22 protein-coding genes, 1 tRNA gene and 1 pseudogene are annotated in these 25,354 nt (G+C 59.7%); 19 read left to right on the forward strand and 5 right to left on the reverse strand.

Annotated elements, in window-relative coordinates:
* Positions 1–16 precede the first annotated feature (16 nt).
* The 3 genes from MGMAQ_RS15610 to MGMAQ_RS15620 all read left to right on the forward strand — a co-directional run bounded on the left by MGMAQ_RS15610 (position 17) and on the right by MGMAQ_RS15620 (position 1,844).
* Positions 17–109, forward strand: a tRNA-Ser gene (locus MGMAQ_RS15610).
* 303 nt (positions 110–412) lie between these two features.
* A complete protein-coding gene (locus MGMAQ_RS15615) occupies positions 413–922 on the forward strand; it encodes a virulence RhuM family protein (protein ID WP_082085479.1) in 510 nt (169 codons plus the stop codon).
* 292 nt (positions 923–1,214) lie between these two features.
* A complete protein-coding gene (locus MGMAQ_RS15620; protein ID WP_148560990.1) occupies positions 1,215–1,844 on the forward strand; it encodes a hypothetical protein in 630 nt (209 codons plus the stop codon).
* Between the two features lie 263 nt (positions 1,845–2,107).
* Here the strand turns inward: MGMAQ_RS15620 and MGMAQ_RS15625 are convergent, their stop codons facing one another.
* Both MGMAQ_RS15625 and MGMAQ_RS21605 read right to left on the reverse strand, forming a co-directional pair.
* The gene (locus MGMAQ_RS15625) at positions 2,108–2,782 is read right to left on the reverse strand and encodes a LysR substrate-binding domain-containing protein (RefSeq protein ID WP_252508643.1); all 675 of its coding nucleotides are present in this window, start codon (positions 2,780–2,782) and stop codon (positions 2,108–2,110) included.
* A gap of 54 nt (positions 2,783–2,836) precedes the next feature.
* A pseudogene (locus tag MGMAQ_RS21605) lies at positions 2,837–3,016 on the reverse strand (LysR family transcriptional regulator); the annotation flags it as partial.
* 200 nt (positions 3,017–3,216) lie between these two features.
* Here MGMAQ_RS21605 and MGMAQ_RS15630 point away from each other — a divergent pair.
* The 7 genes from MGMAQ_RS15630 to MGMAQ_RS15660 all read left to right on the forward strand — a co-directional run bounded on the left by MGMAQ_RS15630 (position 3,217) and on the right by MGMAQ_RS15660 (position 10,502).
* Positions 3,217–4,635, forward strand: coding sequence for a form I ribulose bisphosphate carboxylase large subunit (locus tag MGMAQ_RS15630; protein WP_046022280.1), 1,419 nt, complete (start codon positions 3,217–3,219; stop codon positions 4,633–4,635).
* A gap of 55 nt (positions 4,636–4,690) precedes the next feature.
* Positions 4,691–5,050, forward strand: a complete 360-nt coding sequence (locus MGMAQ_RS15635) for a ribulose bisphosphate carboxylase small subunit (protein WP_046022281.1) — start codon at positions 4,691–4,693, stop codon at positions 5,048–5,050.
* A 132-nt stretch (positions 5,051–5,182) separates the two neighbouring features.
* Positions 5,183–6,004, forward strand: coding sequence for a CbbQ/NirQ/NorQ/GpvN family protein (locus MGMAQ_RS15640; RefSeq protein WP_046022282.1), 822 nt, complete (start codon positions 5,183–5,185; stop codon positions 6,002–6,004).
* Positions 6,005–6,023: 19 nt separating this feature from the next.
* Positions 6,024–8,417, forward strand: a complete 2,394-nt coding sequence (locus MGMAQ_RS15645; protein ID WP_046022283.1) for a nitric oxide reductase activation protein NorD — start codon at positions 6,024–6,026, stop codon at positions 8,415–8,417.
* Positions 8,418–8,446: 29 nt separating this feature from the next.
* The gene (locus tag MGMAQ_RS15650) at positions 8,447–8,821 is read left to right on the forward strand and encodes a hypothetical protein (RefSeq protein WP_052716456.1); all 375 of its coding nucleotides are present in this window, start codon (positions 8,447–8,449) and stop codon (positions 8,819–8,821) included.
* Between the two features lie 18 nt (positions 8,822–8,839).
* Positions 8,840–9,187: a hypothetical protein gene (locus tag MGMAQ_RS15655; protein ID WP_046022284.1), complete on the forward strand. Its 348-nt coding sequence runs from the start codon at positions 8,840–8,842 to the stop codon at positions 9,185–9,187.
* A gap of 283 nt (positions 9,188–9,470) precedes the next feature.
* Complete coding sequence (locus MGMAQ_RS15660; protein ID WP_046020119.1) at positions 9,471–10,502, forward strand: IS110 family transposase; 1,032 nt, start codon at positions 9,471–9,473, stop codon at positions 10,500–10,502.
* Between the two features lie 323 nt (positions 10,503–10,825).
* Here MGMAQ_RS15660 and MGMAQ_RS15665 read toward each other — a convergent pair whose 3' ends face one another.
* Entirely contained in the window at positions 10,826–11,830 is a 1,005-nt protein-coding gene (locus MGMAQ_RS15665) for a Gfo/Idh/MocA family protein (protein ID WP_046022285.1), read from the reverse strand.
* Positions 11,827–12,852, reverse strand: coding sequence for a LacI family DNA-binding transcriptional regulator (locus MGMAQ_RS15670; RefSeq protein ID WP_046022286.1), 1,026 nt, complete (start codon positions 12,850–12,852; stop codon positions 11,827–11,829). Before MGMAQ_RS15670 ends, MGMAQ_RS15665 begins: the two co-directional genes overlap by 4 nt.
* 307 nt (positions 12,853–13,159) lie before the next feature.
* Between MGMAQ_RS15670 and xylB the strand changes: the two genes are divergently transcribed.
* The 9 genes from xylB to MGMAQ_RS15715 all read left to right on the forward strand — a co-directional run bounded on the left by xylB (position 13,160) and on the right by MGMAQ_RS15715 (position 24,154).
* A complete protein-coding gene (xylB, locus tag MGMAQ_RS15675) occupies positions 13,160–14,632 on the forward strand; it encodes a xylulokinase (protein WP_046022287.1) in 1,473 nt (490 codons plus the stop codon).
* Positions 14,629–15,939 (forward strand): xylose isomerase, encoded by a 1,311-nt coding sequence (gene xylA, locus MGMAQ_RS15680; RefSeq protein WP_046022288.1) that lies wholly within the window; start codon positions 14,629–14,631, stop codon positions 15,937–15,939. The genes xylB and xylA overlap by 4 nt, the downstream gene beginning before the upstream one ends.
* A gap of 37 nt (positions 15,940–15,976) precedes the next feature.
* Positions 15,977–17,323, forward strand: a complete 1,347-nt coding sequence (locus MGMAQ_RS15685; RefSeq protein WP_052716458.1) for a di-heme oxidoredictase family protein — start codon at positions 15,977–15,979, stop codon at positions 17,321–17,323.
* On the forward strand, positions 17,320–18,918 hold the full coding sequence (locus MGMAQ_RS15690; protein ID WP_046022289.1) for a CRTAC1 family protein: 1,599 nt from the start codon (positions 17,320–17,322) through the stop codon (positions 18,916–18,918). Before MGMAQ_RS15685 ends, MGMAQ_RS15690 begins: the two co-directional genes overlap by 4 nt.
* 90 nt (positions 18,919–19,008) lie before the next feature.
* A complete protein-coding gene (gene xylF, locus MGMAQ_RS15695) occupies positions 19,009–20,046 on the forward strand; it encodes a D-xylose ABC transporter substrate-binding protein (RefSeq protein ID WP_198409130.1) in 1,038 nt (345 codons plus the stop codon).
* Positions 20,047–20,127: 81 nt separating this feature from the next.
* Positions 20,128–21,360: a sugar ABC transporter permease gene (locus MGMAQ_RS15700; RefSeq protein WP_046022290.1), complete on the forward strand. Its 1,233-nt coding sequence runs from the start codon at positions 20,128–20,130 to the stop codon at positions 21,358–21,360.
* 11 nt (positions 21,361–21,371) lie between these two features.
* Positions 21,372–22,142: an ATP-binding cassette domain-containing protein gene (locus MGMAQ_RS15705; protein WP_252508644.1), complete on the forward strand. Its 771-nt coding sequence runs from the start codon at positions 21,372–21,374 to the stop codon at positions 22,140–22,142.
* On the forward strand, positions 22,142–23,125 hold the full coding sequence (locus tag MGMAQ_RS15710; RefSeq protein ID WP_046022292.1) for an aldo/keto reductase: 984 nt from the start codon (positions 22,142–22,144) through the stop codon (positions 23,123–23,125). Before MGMAQ_RS15705 ends, MGMAQ_RS15710 begins: the two co-directional genes overlap by 1 nt.
* 30 nt (positions 23,126–23,155) lie before the next feature.
* The gene (locus MGMAQ_RS15715) at positions 23,156–24,154 is read left to right on the forward strand and encodes an aldose epimerase family protein (RefSeq protein ID WP_046022293.1); all 999 of its coding nucleotides are present in this window, start codon (positions 23,156–23,158) and stop codon (positions 24,152–24,154) included.
* A gap of 99 nt (positions 24,155–24,253) precedes the next feature.
* Here the strand turns inward: MGMAQ_RS15715 and MGMAQ_RS15720 are convergent, their stop codons facing one another.
* Positions 24,254–24,823, reverse strand: coding sequence for a sugar O-acetyltransferase (locus tag MGMAQ_RS15720; RefSeq protein ID WP_046022294.1), 570 nt, complete (start codon positions 24,821–24,823; stop codon positions 24,254–24,256).
* Positions 24,824–25,354 lie beyond the last annotated feature (531 nt).

The raw sequence follows: 25,354 nt of genomic DNA on the forward strand, positions 1-25,354 counted from the left end.
AGGGCCTGTCGCCCGCGGAGAGGTGGGTGAGTGGCTGAAACCAGCGGTTTGCTAAACCGTCGTACTTCGATAAGGGGTACCGGGGGTTCGAATCCCCCCCTCTCCGCCAGAACCTTCTAGGCCATTAACCCCTTTATTTTAATTGACTTTTTTCCTCCTTAAGGGCGAAATTGTCACACAATTTCGTCACACAAAGGGGCTATTTCATGCCCAAAAATCTCATCCAGCGAGACGGTCGCTGGCACTTCAAAATCCGACTGCCGGAGGACGTTCGGCGATTCCTGCACGACCACCTAGTGATATAAATTGATATGCTCATGCTGATGGAAGATTGATGAATTCTGTCGGCCATGGGCTTGCGGTCTGGTAACTTCATTCATCAGGAATTGGATAGTTCAACAAGGACCAACGAATGTCCGAAGGTGAAATCATCATCTACCGCACCGAGGATGGAGCGGCTCAATTTCAACTGACCGAGAAGGACGGCACCGTCTGGATGTCGCAGATGGAAATGGCTGAGCTTTTCCAAACCACGGTTTCCAACGTCAACAAACATATCAAGGGCATACTGGCGGATGGTGAGGTCTCCGAAGCAACTATTGAGGAATACTCAATAGTTCAAACCGAAGGTGAGCGGCAGGTTCGCCGAACCGTCGCCCACTACAATCTCGACATGATCCTGGCGGTCGGATACCGGGTCCGCTCCCCACGGGGTACCCAGTTCCGCCAATGGGCGACAACGACACTCGACGAATATCTGGTCAAGGGCTTCGTCATGAACGACGACCGCCTGAAGAACCCAGGAGGCTGGGACTACTTCGACGAACTGCTCGAACGCATCCGGGATATCCGGGCGTCAGAAAAGCGGTTCTACCAGAAGGTTCGTGGCACGGTCTACCAGAAGGTTCGTGGCACGGTCTAAAGGTATATGAGACACCGGTGTCGTCGCGTCGTTCGAAGCGGCAGCGAAAGGCATCAAGTCAAAAATCACCGTTTTATTTGCCGCCTCAAATGTTCTGCAACTCACCATCAGAAACCACCGCTTGAACCATCAGCGGCAAGCAGCCTAAAATTGACAAAGGTGAGCCGGATCCTCCGTTAAATCAGGCGATCAACGGGCCCAAAAGTTTTGATGACGGACAGGTGCTGTCGCAAAGGCAGGCCATTGATTGTCCGGGGTGATGTTGCAAATCGAGTCTTGGCAAGGTGGGGCAATGAAAAGCGTTTCGAAACTGTCCCTTTTGGCTTTGACGATGATCGCAGCATTGGCGCCCGGTCTCGTGTTTGGCATGCTGTCGCCAGACTCCTACAGCCGCCTCATGGAAGATGCGGAATTCCACCTTCAGGTTCAGGTGTTGTCAGTGACCCGGCCTGACCATGAGGTAAAACGGGAAGAGCTACTCCGCATGGCAAAGGCGGAACCCAAGCAAGTCCCCGCGAAACTCATACCGGTTTTAGATGCCCTGCAATCCGGGGAGGGGCTTCCCTCCGCCATGGCGTCATGGGATCCCATGGAAAGAGAGCGCTGGCTCGACGTTCTGAATGCGCGTAAAGGGAGGTGTGTCGTTTCCGGTGTGGTGCGGCGTCTGTTTCGAAATGCAGGGGAGACCCTCAAACTAGGCGAAAGCATTCGGTTTCGCGTTCCATGTGCGAAAAGGGAGGCAACTGCAATGCCCGGCCCAACCCTGTGGCTGAATATGGAGCAACTGCAAAGAGCCCGATACATCGAGACGTTTTTGAATGAGGCGGATGGTGATGGCTTTCACGACGTTGCCGCCCATGGGGCAGGAACCGAACTCATCGAAACCCTGACCAGCACGCCCTATCGTAGCCTTTCCGATTGAACGTCATCCGAGGAGTATGCCAAGCAATCTCGGCGATAAAAACGGCAATGCGATCCAGAATAAAACCAGCCAGTCGCTCTCCGTATAAAGGCCAAATGCGCCAATCCCAAAAATGGCAAAGAAGACGATTTTCCATCTCGTTGTGTTCGGCAACCAAGTGGCGGGCGTCATGGGCGCCTCTCTTTCATGCGGAAATCAGCTGATGGGGCAACGCCCATGGCTCTATATGTGTTCGGAAAGCGCCGCCAAATTCGATCATCCGTTCAGCGACTTTCTTCGACCAGGGCAGCTCCTTCGTTCAATACGAAATCCTTGAACGCCTGTGCCGGAGGGCGGAGGGTTTTGGTCGCGCGATGAACCAAATACCACTGCCTGAGAATAGGTAGGCCAGGGATATCCAATTCGACCAGACGCCCTGTCTTGACCTCCAGCATCACCGCGTCCCGGGAAATCATGGCCAAGCCGAGTCCCGCCAACACCCCTTGCTTGAGCGACTCGGCCCCACTCATTTCAAGGGATGTTTTGACCTTGATCTCGTGTTCAGAGAAAAAGCGGAGCATCGCTCCGCGGGTGCCCGAACCCTTTTCGCGCATGAGAAAAACCTCATCGGCGAGGCGGGTGATGTCGATGTCCTTTTCGTTTGCAAGCGGGTGATCGGGTAAGGAAACGATAACAATAGGATTGTCGAGGAAGGCATTGGCGGAAAGCTTCTTGGTTTCTGGCGGCTGTCCCATGATTGCCATGTCGACCTTGCTTTCTACGAGTTCCCTCAACAGATCCTCGCGATTGGCGACACTCATCGCGACATTGACCTCGGGAAACCGCTCGCAGAAACACCTGAGGATGAAAGGGGAAAAGTAGTCGACCGTGGTCACGGTGGAAATGGTCAGCCGACCTCTTGGCGTCCCTTTGAGCGAATCCGCCTCGGCCTCGAACAACTCCAATTTCTCGATGACTTCTCGGGTCGGTTCCAACAGCCATCTGCCTGCCTCTGTCAACTCTATGTTTCGCCCGACTTTTTCCAATAAAGTCAGACCAATGGCCTCTTCGAGATTCTTGAGTTGGAAGGTAACCCCAGGCTGAGTGATGTTTGCTTCGCTTGCTGCTCGAGTGACGCTGCCAAGCCGAGCTACCGCTTCAAACAGAAGCAATTGCTTAAGTGTAAATCGCATGGTCCGCTCTTGGTATCTGCCTCTAATTCATAAGGTAGGCTTATGATATATTCTAAACGTTTTATTATATTCCCTCAAATTTTTTTGATAGAAATTTCGCCGTCAGACAGCCGGCATCCCATCAAAGACGACAAGACTGATAGGGGGGAGTTGGGCTTCGTCCGATTGCATCGATCGCGTAACAGAGAGGAAAACTCAAGATGGCCAAAACTTACAGCGCGGGTGTGAAAGAGTACCGCGAAACATACTGGATGCCGGATTACACCCCGGCCGAATCCGATATCCTGGCGTGCTTCAAGATCGTTCCGCAGGCAGGGGTGCCGCGTGAAGAAGCTGCCGCAGCCGTGGCGGCCGAGTCCTCCACCGGCACCTGGACCACCGTGTGGACCGACCTTTTGACTGACCTGGACTACTACAAGGGTCGTGCCTACGCCATTGAAGACGTGCCGGGCGACGAAGACGCCTTCTACGCTTTCATCGCCTACCCGATCGACCTGTTTGAGGAAGGCTCCGTGGTGAACGTGTTCACCTCCCTGGTCGGTAACGTCTTCGGCTTCAAGGCCGTGCGTTCGCTGCGCCTTGAGGACGTGCGCTTCCCGCTCGCCTACGTGATGACCTGTAATGGTCCGCCCCATGGCATCCAGTCCGAGCGTGACAAGATGAACAAGTACGGTCGTCCGATGCTGGGCTGCACCATTAAGCCGAAGCTCGGCCTGTCCGCCAAAAACTACGGTCGCGCCTGCTACGAAGGCCTGCGTGGCGGTCTGGACTTCACCAAGGATGACGAAAACGTCAACTCCCAGCCCTTCATGCGCTGGCGTGAGCGTTTCGACTATGTGGTCGAGGCCATCCACAAGGCCGAGGCCGAGACCGGTGAGCGCAAGGGTCACTACCTGAACGTTACCGCGCCGACCCCGGAAGAGATGTACAAGCGAGCCGAGTACGCCAAGGAACTGGGCGCACCGATCATCATGCACGACTACCTGACCGGCGGCTTCACCGCCAACACCGGTCTGGCCCAGTGGTGCCGCGACAACGGCATGCTGCTGCACATTCACCGTGCCATGCACGCCGTGCTCGACCGTAACCCGCGTCACGGCATCCACTTCCGCGTGCTGACCAAGGCCCTGCGCCTGTCCGGTGGTGATCACCTGCACTCCGGTACCGTTGTCGGTAAGCTGGAAGGCGACCGCGAAGCCACCCTCGGCTGGATCGACCTGATGCGTGACTCCTTTATCAAGGAAGACCGGTCGCGCGGTATCATGTTCGACCAGGACTGGGGCGCCATGCCGGGTGTTCTGCCCGTGGCTTCCGGTGGTATCCACGTCTGGCACATGCCGGCGCTGGTTAACATCTTCGGCGACGACTCCGTGCTGCAGTTCGGTGGCGGCACCCTGGGTCACCCGTGGGGCAACGCCGCTGGCGCTGCTGCCAACCGCGTGGCCGTCGAAGCTTGTGTCCAGGCCCGCAACGAAGGCCGCGAGCTGGAAAAGGAAGGCAAGGACATTCTGACCAACGCCGCCAAGTCCAGCCCCGAGCTGAAGGCTGCCATGGAAACCTGGAAAGAAATCAAGTTCGAGTTCGATACCGTTGACAAGCTGGACGTGTCGCACAAGTAAGCGCCCCGCCAAGACGATATTCGATACTGAACCAAGACATTAGGAGCTCAATAAGATGAGTGACGTACAAGACTATGCTTCCAGCCTTTCCGATGCGAAGAGCCGGAAGTTCGAAACCTTCTCCTACCTGCCGGAGATGAATGAAGAGCAGACCCGCAAGCAGATCGCCTACATCTGTTCCAAAGGCTGGAACCCGGCCGTGGAGCACTGCGAACCGGAGAACGCTTTCCAGAACTTCTGGTACATGTGGAAGCTGCCCATGTTCGGCGAGACCGACGTGGACCGCATCCTGGCCGAGGTGGAAGCCTGCCGCAAAGCGCACCCGAACAACCATGTGCGCCTGATCGGCTACGACAACTATGCCCAGTCCCAGGGCGCCTCGATGGTCATCCATCGCGGTGAGATCAAGGTCTAACGGCCTTTGTGATTGAAGCGGCGGTCGGGGGAGCCCCCGACCGCCTCTTTCAACTCCACCCTATTTATTCCATTAGACTCTTTTTTATTTGCGTCTTTCCAAGATATTACGCCCAGCAGGGAGGAGCCGACCATGCCTGACACCATCGATGCCACCGTTGACCGGGACCAATACCTGATCACCGACGAACCCTATTATCGGGCCGTCACCGATGAAGTGGCCATGTACGAAGCCGCCTACGACGCCCGCATGCCGGTGATGCTCAAGGGTCCGACCGGTTGCGGTAAATCGCGTTTTGTGGAGCACATGGCCTGGCGGCTGAAGAAGCCCTTGATCACCGTGGCCTGTAACGAGGACATGACGGCCTCCGACCTGGTCGGTCGCTACCTGCTCGATATCAACGGTACCAAATGGCAGGACGGTCCGCTGACCGTGGCCGCCCGCATCGGCGCCATCTGCTACCTGGACGAAGTGGTGGAAGCCCGTCAGGACACCACCGTGGTGATCCACCCGCTGACCGACCACCGTCGGGTGCTGCCGCTGGAGAAGAAGGGTGAACTGGTCACCGCTCACCCGGACTTCCAGATCGTCATTTCCTACAATCCGGGCTACCAGAGCCTGATGAAGGACCTGAAGCAATCCACCAAGCAGCGCTTCGCGGCCCTCGACTTCGATTATCCGGAGTCCGAGACAGAGGCCGAGATCATCGCCCACGAGGCCGACGTGGACGCGGGCGTCGCCGACAAGCTGGTGCAGGTGGCCCATCGCTCCCGCAACCTGAAGGGCCACGGCCTGGACGAAGGCATGTCCACCCGTCTGCTGGTCTACGCGGCCAACCTGATTGGCAAGGGCATCGCCCCCGCCGACGCCTGCAAAATGGCGCTGGTGCGTCCGCTGACCGACGATCCGGACATGCGCGACACCCTGGACGCCGCCGTCAACACCTACTTCTAAGCCAGAGGGGGATACCCTCATGAGCCGGGTAGAATTCACGGAATACCTGTCCTGCCTCCCGGATGACCATCCGCATCTGGAGGCGCTTGAGGCCACGTACCACGAAGCGGCGCGGATCATGTCGCCGCAGGGACTCGACCACTACCTCAAGGGGGTCGAGGCCATGTGCAGCCTCGGTCGCGGCGAGGACCTGCTGCTCTCCTATATCCAGGAGATGCCGCTGGTGGTCAAGGAAGTGGGCGAGGACATCATCACCGATGTGATCCACTCCTTGATGGGGCTCGCTTCCCACACATCGGCCACGGTAATTGTCCTGATGCTGCAGAACCTGCCATTGGCGGCGCAGCGCATGGGTGATGCGGAGGTGTTCCGAAACTACCTGAAGCTTATCCATCAACTGGCCGGCAAATCGCCGCGCGGACTCCGTCCGATGATGGAAAATCTGGATGAGCTGCTGACCAAACTGACCCTTGGCGGTTTGCGCCGCTGGGCCATGTGGGGTGCCCAGGCTCACCAGCGCGACCTGGATGGGCAGATGGCCTACTTCAGTCTGGAGAGCGAATCCTCCAAGGCAGTTTTGCAGCGGGAGCGGCGCGGGACTCTGTTCGTCGAGCACCAGCGCAAGCTGAACTTCTACCTGCGCGCCCTATGGGGCCGGGCCTTCTTCATGAAGCCGACCGCCGGAGACTATGAAACCCGCAAGGGTCTGCAGCCGTACATCGAGAACTGGTTCCTGCATCTGCCTGATGCCTTTGATGACTATCATGGGGTGCGGGGCATCGAGATCTATCGCGCTGCCGCTGCCCATTGCGCGGCTCATCTGATCTATACCACCGAGAATCTGTCCGCCGAACAGTTGACCGCCACCCACATGAAGTGCATCGACCTGTTCGAGGACGCGCGGGTGGAATACCTGGCCTGTCAGGACTTCCCCGGCCTGCAGAAGCTGTGGTTGCAGTTCTTCCGCGGTGAAAGGCAAGAGGGCGAGGAAGAGCAAAAGCTTCATTCGGCCATGGACCTGATGGTTCGCATGGCCCGCGCGCTGATGGACGACACCTATTCGGATCCCATCGACGAGGTCAACCAGCAGGCCGCCGCCTTCAGGACCGCTCTGGCCGAGCGGGCCGAAGACAACCAGATCAGCTGGGACGCCGGCATGGACTTCTATCACCTGATGGTGCGCGATGGCGTGCCTTCGGTGCGCGCCGTGAGCGATTTCCCCATCCCCTACCGAGATGATAACCGATATATCTGGGATTTCGACGAAGTGCTGTGGCAAGAGCAGGGGGTCGACTATATCCCGGCCACCCAAGGCCAGGTGCGCAAGCAGGTCAACCTGATGGAATTCATCAACGAGATCGACTGCGAGACGGCTGGCGACGATGCCCAGGAGATCTGGGTGCTGGGGACCGAGTTGTTCCCCTACGAGGACGCCGGCGAGGCGACCGTGTCGTGGAACGACATGGAGGGCAAAGAGCCGATATCCGAGCCCTTCCACTACGACGAATGGGACTATCATATTCAGTTGCACCGTCCCGACTGGTCGACGGTCATTGAGCGTCGCCAAGGGGTCGGCGATCCGGAAGTCATGGATGACATTCTGGTCAAGCACCGGCCCATTGCCTCGCAGATTCGCCATTTGATCGACGCCCTACAGCCGCAAGGGGTCGTTCGCCGACGAGGCTACGAGGAAGGCGAGGAATTGGACTTGAACGCCGCCGTGCGGGCAATGATCGATATCCGCCGGGGCACCATGCCCGATCCACGGATCAATATCCGCATCACCCGCCATATCCGCGATCTGGCGGTGGTTCTGTTGCTCGATCTGTCCGAATCAACCAACGAGGCCATCGACCAGGACCTGCCAGAACCGGAGGAAGGTCAGGAGGACGACCGTCCGACCATCCTCTCTTTGACCCGGGAATCCGCCGGGCTGCTGGCCTGGGCCATCGACAGCATCGGCGATCCCTTTGCCGTGCATGGCTTTGCCTCCGACGGTCGGCACGATGTTCAGTACTACCGGTTCAAGGACTTCGATCAGCCCTATGACGACGAATCCAAGTCTCGTCTGGCCGGAATGAAGGGGGGCCTGTCCACCCGCATGGGCACCGCCTTGCGTCATGCCGGATTCCACTTGACCCAACAGGCGGCACAGAAACGTCTGGTGCTGCTGGTCACCGATGGCGAGCCGGCGGACATCGACGAGCGGGACCCGCAATACCTCCGCCACGACGCCAAAAAAGCCGTGGAAGACCTGGCCATGCAAGGGATTCACACCTACTGCCTGACCCTGGATCCGCAGGCCGATCAGTACGTGTCGCGTATTTTTGGTGAAAACCGCTATTCCATCGTGGATAATGTGGAGAAACTACCGGAGCGGCTGCCTGCCGTGTTCGCCGCGCTGACCGGTTGACCCGACGGCCAAAAAGAGAGGAACGTGCCATGGACGTGGATATGGACGCCCGGCTGGCGGACATGCCCATCATGGCCCAGCGCGACGACCGCATTGAAGCGGACGTCTTCAATCTCTGGCGCCGGGCCCGCAACCGCTGGGGCGGTCCGATCCGGTTGGAGGGACTCGGTCTCAAGCAGATGGAGATGATCCTCACCGACCACTACTGGGTCTGTGTCGATGCCATCCGCTACGACTGCCCAGTGCTGGCCTGGGTGGAAATCGAGGACAAACAACGGAACTCGCTGCATCTGCCGATCCCCTGCAAACTGAACTATTACCACTTCGCCGCCTCGGCGGTGCGCCCGCGCGTTCTGGAAAAGGTCAAGTTTGCCCTGGACCAGATGTTGCGCGAGGCTGATTAGGAAACGGAACCAACGACCATGAGACAAATTCCTCCGAAAAAGTACGTCGGTATCTATAACGACATGTTCGGCGGCATGACCGATACCGGCAAGATCATCCGGGATGGCTGGGTGTTCGGCCACATCCCCGAATCCGAAACCTGCGAAGGATGGATGGTTCAAGGGATCCAAACCTTGTGGGACAAGGTCAACCAGAGTTGGGTCGATGTTGGATTTCGCGTGGACAATCTATCCCCGGAACAGCGCGAACGGTTCGACCGTATCCAAGCGGAAGCCGTTGAACGGGCCAAGAAGGCCGGTTGGGATCCTGAGCGGGATATCGAAGAAGACGAACCGGGAGAGTTGGACGTCGCGGACTCGGATTGATCTAGCAGGCTGCTGAAAAAGAGTTGTCCTACGGCCCGCCTCACCCTTCGTCCCTCGACAAGCTCGGGATGAGGAAGCTCAGGGTGAGGCGAACATGTTGAAAATTCAAAGGCCCTCATGCTGAGCTTGTCGAAGCATGTGTCGCCACAGGCTCGAAATCGGACTTTTTCAGATGGCGGTAATCGAGCAGTCAGGGATTGCCTAGACAGTCAGCTGGTCTCCACACTCGGTCTTGATCAAGTATCCGGGTCAATTCCTGGACATGGAACAGAGGAGACCAGCTATGGAGTATTTTGTTGGAATGGACGTATCGATGGCAAGCATTTCGATCTGTGAGATTGATGCAAAGGGAACCGTCATTCGCGAAGGCAAGGTGTCAAGCACACCCGAGGCGGTCGCCACTTGGCTCGAGGAAAGCGGGCGTGGCTTTGCGCGAATTGGGTTGGAAGCTGGCCCTCTGGCGCCTTGGCTGTACGCAGGACTGTCCAGTCGGGGCCTCCCTGTGATTTGTATCGAGACCCGGCAAATGAAGGCCTTTGCCAGCGCCAGCCCAGTCAAGACGGACCGTCGCGACGCCCGCTTGATCAGCCAGGCGATGCGGACCGGTTTGTACCGCGCGACCCACGTCAAGACCGCGCGCAGTCAGGAGCTCCGGATGGTGCTGACCCATCGGGAGACCCTGGTTCATCAGGTCCGTCAGTTGTCCAATACGGTACGAGGAACATTGAAAGCTTTCGGCCTCAAGGTCGGTATGGCGCGCGGACGCCTTTTCGCGGCGCGGGTTCGGGAATTGACGGCTGATAACCCGCACCTCAGCGCAGCCGCCGAGCCGCTCTTGCTTGCGCGCCAAGCCTTGCTCGAACAACTCGACAAGCTCGACCGGCAGGTTCATGCCGCTGCGCGCGATGATAGCGTTTGCCGGCGCCTGATGACCGTTCCCGGCGTCGGCCCGGTTACCGCCCTCGCTTTCAGGACAGGACTCGACGTGCCGGAACGGTTTCAAAAGTCGGTCATGGTCGGCGCCCACTTCGGGCTTGTCCCACGCAGATACGCCTCGGGAGAGCAGGACCGAAGCGGCCCCATCAGCAAGTGCGGAGATGCCATGGTTCGTTGGCTTTTGTTCGAGGCCGCCAATGCACTTCTCACTCGAACCCGCCGTTGGTCCTGGCTCAAACACTGGGGGCTCGCGGTCGCCAAAAGGCGCGGGATGAAACGCGCCAAGGTAGCCGTTGCCCGGCGTCTCGCCGTAATCATGCATCGCATGTGGATCGACGGCACGGACTTCCAGTACCGCAAGGAGGAGACCGCCATCTAAACACAACGAAAACCGAGATCGCCTGAAGGGCGGCCAGGACGCGTGGCGACGCGCGGGGCTCGGATGACAGCGCGCAGGCTGCAGTGGCGTAAGACCACGCTTTTCAGATTGCTGCACCCGATCCCCCTTGATCCCCATCATGCGGCGACGACGTCGACCGCGGACAGAAGCAAAGGGCGCCACATACCCCAGGTTCAAACCGACGGCTTGGAAATCAGCTTGACTCAAATGACTCGATTACAGAAGCAGCCTGCTAGATCACATCGTGATCGATTCCAATAAAGTCGCGCGGGTCCAACGGGTCCGATCGGACCCGACACGCGCTAAGCGACAGCCACCCAGCGATCCGTGCGGATCGACTGGAACAACGCCTCGATGACCCGCATATTGGCCAAGCCGTCTTCCAGCGGGAATTCAAGGGGCTCCTTGGAGCGAATGCAGCGGGAGAAATCTTCACCTTGCAGCCGATACTGATCGGTCTCGGCAATCCATTGTTCGGTGGCCGATGATCCATCCCGGGCCCCGGTTGAATCCACGAATATCCGCGTCCTTTGCTCCGATGGGGCATTAAACGGAATCTCCACTTCGATCCGTCCGGTGGTGCCCAACACCTGAACCCGCTGATGGGGCAACGCCTGGGTGGATATGGTGAATGAGACTTGGCCGATGCCGAAATCCAATAGGACGCTGGCCAGTCTGTCGGTGCCGAAAACCGGATCGACCTCGGCGGTCGCGATCACCCGCACCGGCTCCAGACCAAACAGATAGCGCGAGATCACCACCGGATAGACACCGATGTCATAGAGCGCGCCGCCGCCCGTGTCCGGTCGGTTGCGGATGTCCCGACCATCATCATTGTAAAAGGAGAACAGCGCCTGAATAGCGCGCAGGTCACCGATCTTGCCCGACCGAAGCAGATCCCGCACCCGATGCCATTGCGGATGATGACGGACCATGAAGGCTTCGCCGATGAGCACCCCCGCCCGGTCGCGAACCGCCAGTAACTCTTCGGCCTCGGCAACGCTCAGAGATAAGGGCTTCTCGCAAAGCACGTGCTTGCCTTTTTCCGCCGCCTTGATGGACCAAGGAACATGCAGGTGGTTAGGCAGGGGATTATAGATCGCTTCGATGTCCGGATCATCGAGCAAGGCTTCGTAGCTGTCATAGGCTCTGGCGATTCCTAGGTCCGCCGCGGCCTTTTTCACCTTGGCCCCATCCCGCGAGGCAATGGCCGCGACGGTGCAAAGGGGACTGCGCGCCATGGCCGGGATAACCTGCTCCAGGCCAATTTTCGCCGAGCTCAGAATGCCCCAGCGCACCGGGTTCACGGCAGGTTCTCCCGCAAGATGACCTCTACCCGCGGCATTACCGGGCTGACCATGCCGCCCCGGGTATGGTGATCAAATAGCAGGCGCAGCGCTTCCGCCGCCTCGTAATAGGGATTTTGGTCGAGAATGGCGTCGATGGTGCCATCGATCAGCCGGGGGCGGGTGTATTTATGCAAATCGTGCCCGATCACCACCAGATCCCGTCCGCTCGCCTTGACCGCATCGGCAACGCCCCGGATTCCGGCACCGATGCAATAGATTCCGCGCAGTTCCTCGTGCTCGGCCAGGATGCCCGAGGTGGCCCGGTGAGCCTCTTCGAAATGGTCGTGGGCCTCCCAGCGGCCCAGTATTTCCAATTGTGGAAAGTGCTCGCGCAGGGCATCGCTGAAACCCAGTTCCCGTTCCTGATGATCCCGGTAAGACAGATTGAGACTGCCTTCCACCACCGCCACGAGACCGCCCCTGGAACCGAGAAAGCGCCCCATGAGATACCCCGCCGTGCGCCCGGCGCTGCGATTGTTCAAACCCACGTATCCGATGGCCAAGGACCCCGACAGATTGGCAACCAGGGTGACCACCGGAACCCCGGCCTCGGTCACATCGTTCACCGCTTCCCGCACGACGGGGTTTTCCAAGGCGACGATGGCCAGGCCGTCGGATTTCGCCGCCACCCGACGTATGGAGTCGGCCAGCACTTGCGGATCAAATCCTTCGATACGATGGCAATAGACGGTCACGCCTTCTTCGGCCATGGATCGACCCGCGGCCAGGACGCCCTCTTCGAGCAGCGACATGAAGGTATTGGGGCCGCCGGGCAGGATGAAATCGAACCGTAGCGCCCCACGAGTCATTTCCACGCCATTGAACCCCGCTTGCCCCTCGAGCGCATGGATGGCGTCCCAGACTCGTTTCGAAGTGCGCTCGCTCACGCCAGGGCGTCCATTCAAGACCCGATCGACGGTGGCGATTCCCACACCGGCTTCGCGGGCAATATCGGTCTGACGCACTTTAGCGCGGGGCAAGACAGCGGTCCTTCAAATGATCAATCGAGTCGCTCATGATGAGTCACAGTACCTCGAATTGAGACGGAAATCAATCCATCAAAACCAATCAAATACCATCAAACTCGCCTCATTTATTAGATAAACATAATTGATATTTATGGAATAATGTGGACAATCAAGGGGTTACCAATAGATGATGGGTTGGATTGGTTTTGATGTGCTTTGTAGTTGACCATTGATGAATTGTCCATCATCATAAAGGGGCCTGCAATGTGGCGAGTCTCAATTACCGATTTATCGGCCAGGCAAGCAAGGAAACCGAAGGGTGTATTTGGGATTAGATATCGGCACTTCGGGGGTCAAGGCCGTTTTGGTGGATGGGGACCAATCCATCCTCGCCGAGGCCTCCACACCGCTGAGGGTCGAGCGCCCCCACCCGCAATGGTCAGAGCAAGACCCTCACGGTTGGTGGACAGCGGTCGAAGGGGCGGTCACCAAGCTGCGGACCAGCCACCCCACGGAGATATCCGGCGTCCAAGGAATCGGCCTTTCAGGTCAGATGCATGGGGCAACCTTGCTGGACAAGGATCATACTGTTTTGCGTCCGGCCATCCTGTGGAATGACGGACGCTGTGGCGATCAGTGCAAGACCCTGGAGGCCCGGGTAACCGACAGCCGCACCCTCACCGGCAACCTGGCCATGCCGGGATTCACCGCCCCGAAACTGTTGTGGGTGGCCGAGCACGAACCGGAAATCTTCGCCAAAGTCGCGCTGGTACTGCTGCCCAAGGACTATGTGCGGCTCCGCATGACCGGTGAGGCCGTTTCCGAAATGTCGGATGCCGCCGGGACCTTGTGGCTGGACGTGGCGGCGCGGGATTGGTCGGATTCCATGCTCGCAGCCTGTGGTCTCACCCGCGATCACATGCCCCGTCTGATCGAGGGCAGCCAGTCGTCCGGCACGTTGCGCCCCGACATTGCCGAGACCTGGGGCATGAGCCCTCATGTGGTGGTCGCGGGCGGTGCCGGAGACAATGCCGCCGGGGCCATTGGCATCGGCGCCGTGGCCCCGGGCCGAGCGTTCCTGTCTCTGGGCACCTCCGGCGTCTACTTTCTTTCCAATGCCTCCTATAGTCCCAATCCGGCCCTGGGCGTCCACGCCTTTTGCCATTGCCTGCCCGAGACCTGGCACCAGATGAGTGTCATCCTCAGTGCGGCCTCCTGCCTGTCTTGGGTGACCCGCCTGACCGGTCACGACAACGAGGCCGCCCTCCTTGAGGAGATCGCGCGAGACCCGGGTCCTGACTCGGATTTGGTCTTTCTGCCTTATCTTTCCGGCGAGCGCACACCGCTCAACGATCCCAATGCCCAAGGTGTGTTCTTCGGCCTCAGCCACGATACCCGCCCGGCGACCCTGGGCAGGGCCGTATTGGAAGGCGTTGCCTTTGCCCTGGCCGATGGACAGGACGCGTTGGGTGTGAATGGAACCGGCATCGAGAGCATTTCGGTCATTGGCGGCGGCGCGCGCTCCGACCTATGGGGAGACATTCTCGCAGCTACCCTGGATCAGCACCTGACCTATCACGTCTCAGGCGAAGTTGGCCCCGCGTTCGGCGCGGCACGGCTTGGGCGCCTGGCGGTCACAAATGAAGATCCCATCACTCTTTGCACGGCGCCCGCCGTCCTGCGGACGGTCACACCCGATCCCACCCTGGCCGAAGCCCTGGCTCCCAAAAGAGAGCGCTTCCGCCGCCTGTATCCTCTTCTCAAGGAAGAATTCGCCCGGAGGCCCGCATGAGCTACTTCAGTCAAATTCCCAAGATCGTCCATGAAGGCCCCGACAGCGACAACCCTCTGGCCTTCCGCTGGTACGACCCGGACCGCCTGGTCATGGGGAAGCGCATGGAAGATCACCTACGCTTCGCTGTCTGCTATTGGCATACCTTCTGCGGCACCGGCCTTGATCCGTTTGGCGGCGATACCTTTGAACGCCCCTGGTTCGGCGCGGGCGACTCCATGGCCCTGGCCCGCCTCAAAGCCGAAGCGGCGTTCGACCTGTTTGATATTCTGGGCCAGCCTTTTTTCAGCTTTCATGATCGGGACATCGCGCCGGAGGGAACCACCTTGGCCGAGTCCAATGCCAACGTGAATGCCATCGCCGATCTGTTTGCCGACAAGATGCGAGACCGCCCGACCCGTCTTCTTTGGGGCACGGCCAATCTGTTTTCCAACCGGCGCTTCATGGCCGGTGCGGCCACCAATCCGGACCCGGACGTGTTCGCCTATGCAGCGGCACAGGTCAAAAACGCCATGGATGTCACCCATCGCCTAGGCGGTGCCAACTATGTGCTGTGGGGCGGTCGCGAAGGCTACGAAACCCTGATCAACACCAATATGGGTCAGGAATTGGATCAGATGGGCCGGTTCCTCAATCTGGTGGTCGAATACAAGCACAAGATCGGCTTCCAAGGCGCCATCTTGATCGAACCCAAGCCTCAGGAACCCACCAAGCATCAATACGATTTCGACGTGGCGACGGTCTACGGTTTCCTCCAGCGCTATGGCCTTGAGAATGAGGTGAAAATGAACATCGAGGTGGGTCACGCGGTCCTCGCCGGGCATAGCTTCGAGCATGAAATCGAGACCGCGAACGCCCTGGGTCTCCTTGGCTCCATCGATGCCAACCGAAACGACTATCAGTCCGGCTGGGACACCGACCAGTTCCCGATGAATCATCCAGAGATGGCACTGGCCTACTATTTCATCTTGCAAGGCGGCGGCTTCACCACCGGCGGCACGAACTTCGATTCCAAGCTGCGGCGCCAATCCCTCAATGCCGAGGATCTGGTGATCGCCCATGTGGGCGGCATGGATACCTGCGCCCGGGCCCTGTTGGCCGCCGCCGCCATGATCGAAGAAGGCGGTCTGGCCCAAGCCCTTGAGGACCGTTATGCCAAATGGCAACTGCCGGAAGCCCGGAAGATTCTAGGTGGCGAGTACGATCTGGCGGATATCGCCGACTATGTGGCGCGGGCCAATATCAATCCGCACCCAGTTTCGGGCCGCCAGGAAGCTTTGGAAGTCCATATCAACCGGTTTATGTGAGGTCGGCATGAGACCTGTTCCGCTCCCTCCCCTATGGATGGCCCTCGTTATTTTGGCGATGGGCAGTCTGCCTGCAACGGCAGCGGTCATCGGGGATGAGCGGGTGGTGACCGCCCCCCTGACCCGGGACCAGGCGGCCGCCATGCCCATCGAACAACTGGTGGCGCGTGGCCGTGCGCTGTTTTCCGCCAAATTTTCCTCCCTGGACGGAGCCGGGCGTCCGGCGGCGACGGGGGCCATCGTGCCGACCGTCGCCGAACCGGGTGTTCTGCCCCGTTTCTTCCGGACGGCGGGGGCCGATTCCAATGCCTGTCGAGGCTGCCACAATGATCCGGTGGCCGGGGGAGCCGGAGAATTCGTCGCCAATGCCTTTGTCTCCGAGGGCTTCCAAGACGCCGATTTCGATACGGTCGATGCGCAATTCTCCAACGAGCGCGGCACCCCCGCGCTGCATGGCAGTGGGCTGGTGGAACTGCTGGCCCGGGAGATGACCGGCGAATTGCGGGCCCAACGCCTGGACGGTGCCCAACAGGCCCGTCGGTCGGGGCAACCGGTAACGATCCCCTTGAAGGCCAAAGGTGTTTCTTTCGGATCCCTGACCATCGCGCCGGACGGCTTTGTCGATTTCAGCGAGTTGGAGGGCATCGACCAGGACCTGATCGTCCGGCCCTTCAGTCAAAAGGGTGTCTTCACCTCCTTGCGCCAGTTCACCGTCAATGCGTTGAACGCCCACCACGGCATGCAGGCGACGGAGCGCTTCGGCCCCCGCTATACCGACAGCGAGGACTTCGACAAGGATGGTGTGGTTCGAGAAATGAGCGAAGGAGACGTGACCGCGCTGGTCGCTTTCCAAGCCACTTTGCCGCCACCAAAGGCTTCGAGCGGCGACGGCTTGGCACTGTTGAAGGATCTCGGCTGCGCGACCTGCCATATTCCGACCCTGCCCCTGGACTCGACCCGCTTTAGCGAGCCCAATCCGTTCAACCCGGCAGGCAATCTGCGCGGCGCGGAGACCGAGCCGGTGATCATCGACCTGGTCACCGCGGGTCTTGAGCGAGACGCCGAGGGCCGCGTTTTGGTGGCGCTGTTTTCAGATCTCAAGCGCCATCGCATCGCCGATGATGAACGCCCCCACTACGCCAACGAACTCCTCAGCCAGCGTTTTGTCAGTCGTGACGTATTTTTGACCGCTCGGTTGTGGGGTGTGGGCAGCACCGCCCCCTATGGCCATCGCGGCGATCTGACCACCCTGCACGAGGCAATCATCCATCATGGTGCCGAAGCCACCGACTCCCGGCGCGCCTATGAAGCCTTGGGGGAACAGGATCGGCGCCGGGTGATCGGCTATTTGCAATCCCTGCGACTCGGGGGGGGATTGCCATGATCAGGCGTCTGAGCCTTGCCATTGCCTTGCTTTATGCCGACCCGGCGGGCGCTCTTGACGCGCCGAAATATGCCAATGAAACCAAGTCCTCCGGCATCACCCATGTCTATGATGGGGGCTGGGAATTCTTTGTCGGTGGCGGACTGGCCACCTTCGACTGCAATGCCGACGGGCGGCCCGATATGTACATGGCGGGCGGAATCAATGCCGCCAAGCTATACCGCAACGTCAGCGCGGTGGGCGGCTCCTTGCGCTTCGAAGCCGTGCGTGATCCGGTGCTCGACCTGACCCAGGTCATCGGCGCCTATCCCCTGAACGTGGATGGCGATGCGCACCAGGATTTGATGGTGTTGCGGGTGGGCGAGAATCATCTGCTGCGCGGCCTGGGCGATTGCCGGTTTGAAAAAGCCAATGATGGCTGGGCTTTTGATGGCGGCAAGGCCTGGTCCACCGCTTTCACCGCCCGCTGGGGCAACGGGGACGCCTGGCCAACCATTGCCGTGGGCAACTATGTGGACCGGGACAAGCCGGGCTCGCCCTTCGGCACCTGTCACGACAACCACCTTTGGCGTCCGGCCAATGGGGCTTTTGGCCCGCCTGAGACTCTCGCTCCCGGCTATTGTTCCTTGTCGGCGCTGTTCAGCGATTGGAATAAAGATGGCAATCCCGATCTTCGGCTGACCAACGACCGGCAGTATTACCGGGGCGGCCAGGAGCAACTCTGGACCGTTCCATCCAAGGGTCGGTCCCGGGCCTTCTCGCGCCGCGACGGCTGGCGCAAGTTGACCATCTGGGGCATGGGCATCGCCACTCACGACATCAATGAAGATGGCTACCCGGACTATTTCCTGACCTCCATGGGCGATAACAAGCTGCGGGTCCTGACCCGGGGTGCCGATCAGCCCAGCTACGGCGACGAGGCCGGCAAGCGTGGCATGACCGCCCATCGCCCCTATGCCGGAGGCAGTGTACATCCGTCGACGGCTTGGCACGCCGCCTTTGCCGACGTCAATAACGACAGCTTCACCGATTTGTTCATCGCCAAGGGCAATGTGGAAGCCATGCCCGATTTCGCCGCCGAGGACCCCAATAACTTGCTGCTCGGCCATCCGGACGGACGCTTCACCGAGGCCGCCCCCGAAGCCGGAATTGTCACCTTCGCCAAGGCGCGGGGCGCCTCGGTGGCCGATTTCAATCTCGATGGCCTGCCGGATCTGGTGGTGGTCAACCGCAAAGGGCCCGCTGAGGTCTGGCGCAACGTCGGACGCGGTACCGCCGAAAAACCGGTCCCCATGGGCAATTGGTTACAGATCCGGCTGGATCAGGACGGCGGTAACCGCCACGGGGTAGGCGCCTGGATCGAGGTTCGGATCGGGGCGCGGACCTTGCGCCGTGAAGTGACCATCGGCGGCGGTCATGCCTCCGGCCAAACGGGCTGGATCCATTTCGGCACCGGTGTCGCCGAGCGGGCCCGCGTGCGGGTCAAATGGCCAAATGGGGAATGGAGCGACTGGATCCGTCTTTACACCAATCAATTCGCCAAGATCGTGCGCGGCCAAAGCCTGGCACGGGTTTGGCTGCCGCCGGAGGGATAAATCGACCCTTTTGTTTCCCAAAAGCGGCTTCCGCCACCAACAAGAATAAAACGTATCAAACATAATCTTGCATAGGAGAGGACTAAGATCATGAGAGGACTGAAACTGCTTTCCACCGCCCTATTGGGCATGGCGACAGCCGTGGCCTTTACGGGCATCGCCGCCGCCGCCGACCTGATTGTCGGCGTCAGCTGGTCCAACTTCCAAGAAGAACGTTGGAAAACCGATGAAGCCGCCATGAAATCCGCCCTATCGGCGGGTGGCGCCAAATATATCAGTTCCGACGCCGGAGGTTCGGCGGAGAAACAATTGGCGGATGTTGAGAGCCTGATCGCCCGGGGCGCCCAGGCGCTCATCGTGCTGGCCTGGGACTCCGATGCGGTCTTGCCCGCCATCGCCAAGGCCCAAGCCGAGGGTATTCCCGTGCTCGGCTATGACCGCCTGATCGAAGCGCCGGGCGTGTTCTACCTGACCTTCGACAACGTCGAAGTGGGCCGCATGCAGGCCCGGGCCGTCTATGCGGTGCAACCCAAGGGCAACTATGTCTTTATCAAGGGAGCGTCCACTGATCCCAATGCGGACTTCCTGCATGGCGGACAAGTTGAAGTGCTCAAGGATGCCATTGCCCGGGGTGACATCAAAATCGTCGGCGAACAATACACCGACGGCTGGAAGCCGGAGAACGCCCAACGCAACATGGAACAGATCCTGACCGCCAATAACAACAAGGTGGACGCGGTCGTTGCCTCCAATGACGGCACCGCTGGTGGCGTGGTGGCGGCGCTGACGTCGCAGGGCATGGAAGGCATTCCGGTGTCCGGCCAGGACGGCGATCACGCGGCCCTGAACCGCGTGGCGCGTGGTTGGCAGACGGTTTCGGTCTGGAAGGATGCCCGCGAACTGGGCAAGGCCGCCGGTACAGCCGCCTTGCACTTGGCCAAGGGTGAGATGGTCCCCGGCTCGATCAAATGGAATGGGGGTGCCAAGGGTATCGAAATGGATGCCATCTTGTTGCCGCCGGTTCCGGTGACTCATGATAAACTGAACCTGGTGATTGATGCGGGTTGGGTTTCCAAGGCCGTGGTCTGCCAAGGCGTGACCATGAATGTCCCGGCCGCCTGCAAATGAGGTGAATAGCTGATCTGGGCGCGGGGCGCCATTGGCCGTCCCCGCGCCCAACAAAAAAACAATGACTGGGAGGAAACCGCCATGACGGAATCAAGCGGAGCAGGCCAACCCAAAGCCGAACCGGCCTGGGCCTCCTTCCTGAAGATGGCCGAAATCGACACCCGTATGGTCGCCATGGTCGCGGTCCTTGTGGCTGTCTGGTTCGGGCTGCACCTGATGACCGACGGTATCTTTTTGACGGCGCGCAATCTGTATAATCTGGCCGTCCAAAGCTCCGTGGTGGGGATCATGGCCACCGGCATGGTGCTGGTCATCGTCGCCCGTCACATCGATTTGTCGGTGGGCTCGGTGATGGGTTTCACCGGCATGATCATTGCCTGGCTGCAAGTGGATGTATTCCCCATCGGCACCGCCTGGAACTGGCCCAGCACTATTATTCTGGGCTTGATCATGGGCGGAGTCATCGGAGCCTTTAATGGCTATTGGGTCGCCTATCGCGGCATTCCCGCTTTTGTCGTCACCCTGGGTGGGCTGTTGATGTTCCGCGGTGGCGCCTTCCTGGTCACCGACGGTCGCACCGTCGCCCCCATGGATCCCACCTATCAATTGCTTGGCGGCGGTATTGATGGTTCCATCGGCCCCACCTGGAGCTGGATATTCGGGCTGGTGGCCATCGGATTGGTGGCTTTCTTAGCCTGGCAAAACCGGCAGAGCCGCCTCAAACACGGATTCCCAACCAAGCCCGTGGTGGTCGAGTGGGTCATGGTGGCCATCTGGGCGGTGCTGATTGTCGGCTTCGTCTTGGTGATGAATTCCTATACCAAGCCCCGCAGCGATATCCCGCGCGGCATCCCGGTGCCGGTCCTGATTCTCATCGCCGTGGTGGTGGGCATGAGCCTGATTTCCAAAATCACCCGCTTCGGACGCTATGTGTTCGCCATGGGCGGCAATCCCCGGGCGGCGGAATTGTCCGGCATCGACGTCAAAAAGACCACCATGATGATCTTTATGATCATGGGCGTTCTCTGTGGCATTGCCGCCGTGATCACCACCGCGCGGCTGAACGCCGGGGCCAATTCCATGGGCATGCTGGCCGAACTCTCGGTGATCGCCGCGGCGGTCATCGGTGGCACGTCGCTGGCAGGCGGCGTGGGCTCCATCGCCGGAGCGATTCTTGGCGCAGTGATCATGCAGAGCCTGGAAAACGGCATGGTGTTGATGGGGGTCTCCAGCGCCATGCGGCAGGTCATCATCGGACTGGTGCTGATTCTCGCCGTCTGGTTCGACACCATGTACAAAAAAAATCAGCGCTGAGGAGAATGGAAATGGACAAGACTCCTCTGGTCGAGATCAAGAACATCCACAAACGCTTCGGCGGTGTTCACGCGGTCAAAGACGTCTCCATCGATTTGTACCCGGGTGAAGTGGTGGGCGTGCTGGGCCACAATGGCGCTGGCAAATCGGTTTTGATGTCCATGCTATCTGGCGCCCTGCCCCATGATGAAGGCGATATCTTGGTGCAGGGCAAGAAGGCGGAGATCGGAAATCCGCGCGATGCCCGCAAGTACGGCATCGAGACCATCTATCAGACCCTGGCCCTGGCCGATAACCTCAACGCCCCGGCCAACCTGTTCCTGGGCCGGGAAATCCGCACCAAATGGGGCACGTTGGACGATGATTCCATGGAGGCCGAGGCGCGGGAAATCCTTTATCGGCTGAATCCCAACTTCAAAAACATCAATGATCCGGTGATCAACATGTCCGGCGGCCAGCGCCAGGTGGTGGCCATTGGTCGGGCGATCTATTTCGATGCCCGCATCTTGATCATGGATGAACCGACAGCCGCCTTGGGACCATCCGAAACCGCCATGGTCGCCGATCTGACCAAGCAACTGCGCTCCGAAGGCATCGGCATCTTCCTGATCAGCCACGACATGCATGATGTGTTCGATCTGTGCGATCGGGTCATGGTGATGAAAAACGGCCAAAGCGTCGGCCTGCATCCCATTGACGAAGTCACCAAGGACGATGTTCTCAGCCTGATTATCCTGGGGCAACTGCCCGCGGACTGGGAACCCAGAAACAAGAGGGTGTGATGCGATACAGAACTTTTGGCGACACCGGCGTTTCCATATCGGAAATCGGCCTTGGCACATGGCAATTGGGCGCCGAATGGGGCGATGTTTCGGATAGCCAAGCCCAGGCCATCTTGGATACGGCACGCGATGCCGGCATCTCCTTTTTTGATACGGCCGATGTCTATGGGCTGGGACGAAGCGAAGAACGGATCCGGACGTTCTTGAGCCGCTGTTCCAAACCTGTTTTCGTGGCCACCAAGCTGGGCCGCTTTCCAGAGCCCGGCTGGCCGGAGAATTTTACCTTCGAGAGCTTCCGAACCCATGTGGAAGCCTCGCTGACGCGGCTCGGAGTCGAGGCCCTGGACCTCACGCAGATGCATTGCATTCCCACCGAGGTATTACGCGACGGGGCCGTGTTCGACCACCTTCGACGCCTGAAAACGGACGGCAAGATCAAGGCTTTCGGGGTCAGTGTCGAGACCGTGGAAGAAGGGCTGATCTGCCTGGAGCAAGAGGGGGTTACCTCGTTGCAGGTGATCTTCAACATGTTTCGACAGAAACCGGCTCGCGAGCTTTTCGATCTGGCCAAGGCCAAGGGCGTGGCGATCATTGCCCGGGTACCCATGGCCAGCGGGTTGCTGTCGGGAAAATTCACCGTCGATCAGACCTTTGACAAAGACGACCACCGCACTTTCAACCGTGACGGCGCCGCCTTCAACGTGGGCGAGACCTTCGCGGGCCTACCGTTCGAAAAGGGCGTCCGACTGGCCGATCGGCTGAAGGACATGGTGCCCGAGGGCCTGTCCCTGGCAGACATGGCGCTACGTTGGATTTTGGACCATGACGCCGTGAGCACGGTGATTCCTGGCGCCACCCGTCCGGAACAGGCCTTAAGCAATGCCCGGGCCTCCGACCTGCCCCCACTGGGCGCGGACCTGCATGCGCAACTCGCGGCCTTTTATGACAGCGATATCGCGGAGCATATTCGTGGGGCCTACTAAAGCCTTTCGCGTTTAATATGACCCATTGTGATGGTCAGACGCGAACCTTTTGGACAAGCCAACCTGTTCCACCTGAACGCGGGCGGAAGCTGGCGAATCACCTTGACTAATTTCGGCGCCGCCCTCGTCGCTTGGCACATGCCCGACGGGGATGGGCAGGCGGGGAATATCCTTCTCGGTTTTGACGATTTCCAGGACTACCTGGACGATGACCAGTTCACGGGGGTCATCGTGGGACGATTTGCCAATCGCATTGCCCAAGGGCGGTTCAACTTCGCGGGAACCCCTTACCTCCTGCCCCGCAATGACAGCCCCAACCACCTGCATGGGGGCCCGGACGGCTTTCATCGCCGCGTCTGGGAGGCGGATGTTTTTGAACGATCAGATCATGTAGGAGTCCGCTTCGGTTTGCTTTCGCCCCATGGAGATCAGGGCTATCCGGGAACCCTAACCGTGAGGGCGCACTATCGCCTGTACACCGAGGACCGGCTGACCCTCGATCTGGAGGCCGACAGCGACCGGCCCACCTTGGTCAATTTGGCCTGCCATGCCTATTTCAATCTGGCTGGTGGCGGCAGCGTTCTGGATCACCGGATACAGGTCCATGCGAGCCGGTACCTGCCCATCAACGAGGCCTGCTTACCCACCGGCGAAATCCGTTCAGTGGAAGGGAGCGCATTGGATCTGCGTCGCCCGCAAAGCCTGAGAGGGGTCCTGTCCAGAGAGGATCAACAATTGACGATGGCCGGGGGGGTGGATCATTGCCTGGTCGTCGATGGTCATCCCGGTGAGCTGCGGCCCGCTGCCAACGTTGAAGATCCGGCGTCGGGGCGACGCCTGCGGGTGGCCGCCACCCAGCCGGGGGTGCAGGTCTATAGCGGCAATAACCTGAAAGGCATGCCTTTCAAAAAACATGCCGGATTATGCCTGGAAACCCAGCATTTTCCCGACAGCCCTAATCAGCCAGGGTTCCCCTCGACGGTGATCGACCCGGATCATCCCTACCGGGAGCGAATGGTCTTCACCTAGATCACGTCGTGTTTGATCGGATTCGATCAAACACGAAAAACGTGATCGATTCCAATAAGGGCGCGCGTGTCTAGCGGGTCCGATTGGACCTGACACGCGCTAGAGGCCGCGGATCACTCGACATGGGTTGCCCGCCGCCACCACACCCGGCGGCACGTCCTTCATGACGACGCTGCCGGCGCCGATGGTGGTGTCCTCGCCGATGGTCACCCCGGGGCCGATGATGGCTCCGGCGCCGATCCAGGCCCGGTTGCCAATGGTGATGGGATAGGCCAGTTCCGGTCCGGCCACCCGTTGCTCCGCGTCCAACGGGTGAGTGGCTGCCGAGAGGGTGACATTGGGGCCGAGCTGGGTCTGGTCGCCGATGCGCACATGGTTGCAATCCAGGATGATGCAATTGAAGTTCATATAGACCCCGCGCCCTAGGGATATTTGGCTGCCGTAGTCGCAGTGGAATGGCGGTTCGATCCAGGTCCCTTCCCCCATGACCCCCAACAACTCATTGAGCAACAAGCGGCGCTCGTCGATGGCATCGGGTTCCGAGAGGTTGTAGGCCCGGGTCAACCGCCGTGCCCGCAAACGCAGGGCGACCAACTCCGGGTCGGAGGCGTCATAAAGATCGCCGCCGAGCATCTTTGAAAGTTCGGATATCGTGCCGGTCGGCCGCATGGCGCCACCTCCTCCTTGATAGATCAGACGTGATCTAAAGCCTTTCGCGATTAATATGACCCATTTTGATGGTCTCCGGTGAGTCGAAACGCCAGGAAAGGTCCCGAAAGCGATGCGGCGCATCGGTGAGGGAGCTTGACGCTGCGGGCGGCCACCGGAGGCCACTGGAGACCACCCTGCGGGCCGATCCTTTTGCCTAAGGGGAGCGTTCGCGCGCGCCCGCTACGCCCTGCGCGCTACGCCTGCCCCTGAGCCAAAATGATTCGGTCAGAAGGGGTCATATGAAGCGCGAAAGGCTCTAAGAGGCGGATTTAAAAGTATCCTTTAGATATCAAGGCAGTAGATTTTTGATCTGGCCAGGAAAGGCCGACGACACGGGGCGGCGCCCCGTTAGGAGGTCTTGACGCCGCCAGAGCGGAAATATACGCCCTCGAGATCAAAGGAATACTTTTGAATCCGTCTCTAACAGGCTACTGAAAAAGTGTTGTCCTACGGCCCGCCTCGCCCTTCGACAAGCTCAGGGTGAGGCTA

Source organism: Magnetospira sp. QH-2, assembly GCF_000968135.1.
In the GTDB taxonomy this organism is placed as follows: domain Bacteria; phylum Pseudomonadota; class Alphaproteobacteria; order Rhodospirillales; family Magnetospiraceae; genus Magnetospira.

Bases quoted from the DNA above. Each gene is read 5' to 3' on its own strand.
- MGMAQ_RS15615 (WP_082085479.1), top strand. From the start codon at position 413: ATGTCCGAAGGTGAAATCATCATCTACCGCACCGAGGATGGAGCGGCT.
- MGMAQ_RS15620 (WP_148560990.1), top strand. From the start codon at position 1,215: ATGAAAAGCGTTTCGAAACTGTCCCTTTTGGCTTTGACGATGATCGCA.
- MGMAQ_RS15630 (WP_046022280.1), top strand. From the start codon at position 3,217: ATGGCCAAAACTTACAGCGCGGGTGTGAAAGAGTACCGCGAAACATAC.
- MGMAQ_RS15635 (WP_046022281.1), top strand. From the start codon at position 4,691: ATGAGTGACGTACAAGACTATGCTTCCAGCCTTTCCGATGCGAAGAGC.
- MGMAQ_RS15640 (WP_046022282.1), top strand. From the start codon at position 5,183: ATGCCTGACACCATCGATGCCACCGTTGACCGGGACCAATACCTGATC.
- MGMAQ_RS15645 (WP_046022283.1), top strand. From the start codon at position 6,024: ATGAGCCGGGTAGAATTCACGGAATACCTGTCCTGCCTCCCGGATGAC.
- MGMAQ_RS15650 (WP_052716456.1), top strand. From the start codon at position 8,447: ATGGACGTGGATATGGACGCCCGGCTGGCGGACATGCCCATCATGGCC.
- MGMAQ_RS15655 (WP_046022284.1), top strand. From the start codon at position 8,840: ATGAGACAAATTCCTCCGAAAAAGTACGTCGGTATCTATAACGACATG.
- MGMAQ_RS15660 (WP_046020119.1), top strand. From the start codon at position 9,471: ATGGAGTATTTTGTTGGAATGGACGTATCGATGGCAAGCATTTCGATC.
- xylA (WP_046022288.1), top strand. From the start codon at position 14,629: ATGAGCTACTTCAGTCAAATTCCCAAGATCGTCCATGAAGGCCCCGAC.
- MGMAQ_RS15685 (WP_052716458.1), top strand. From the start codon at position 15,977: ATGGCCCTCGTTATTTTGGCGATGGGCAGTCTGCCTGCAACGGCAGCG.
- MGMAQ_RS15690 (WP_046022289.1), top strand. From the start codon at position 17,320: ATGATCAGGCGTCTGAGCCTTGCCATTGCCTTGCTTTATGCCGACCCG.
- xylF (WP_198409130.1), top strand. From the start codon at position 19,009: ATGAGAGGACTGAAACTGCTTTCCACCGCCCTATTGGGCATGGCGACA.
- MGMAQ_RS15700 (WP_046022290.1), top strand. From the start codon at position 20,128: ATGACGGAATCAAGCGGAGCAGGCCAACCCAAAGCCGAACCGGCCTGG.
- MGMAQ_RS15705 (WP_252508644.1), top strand. From the start codon at position 21,372: ATGGACAAGACTCCTCTGGTCGAGATCAAGAACATCCACAAACGCTTC.
- MGMAQ_RS15710 (WP_046022292.1), top strand. From the start codon at position 22,142: ATGCGATACAGAACTTTTGGCGACACCGGCGTTTCCATATCGGAAATC.
- MGMAQ_RS15715 (WP_046022293.1), top strand. From the start codon at position 23,156: ATGGTCAGACGCGAACCTTTTGGACAAGCCAACCTGTTCCACCTGAAC.
- MGMAQ_RS15720 (WP_046022294.1), bottom strand. From the start codon at position 24,823: ATGCGGCCGACCGGCACGATATCCGAACTTTCAAAGATGCTCGGCGGC.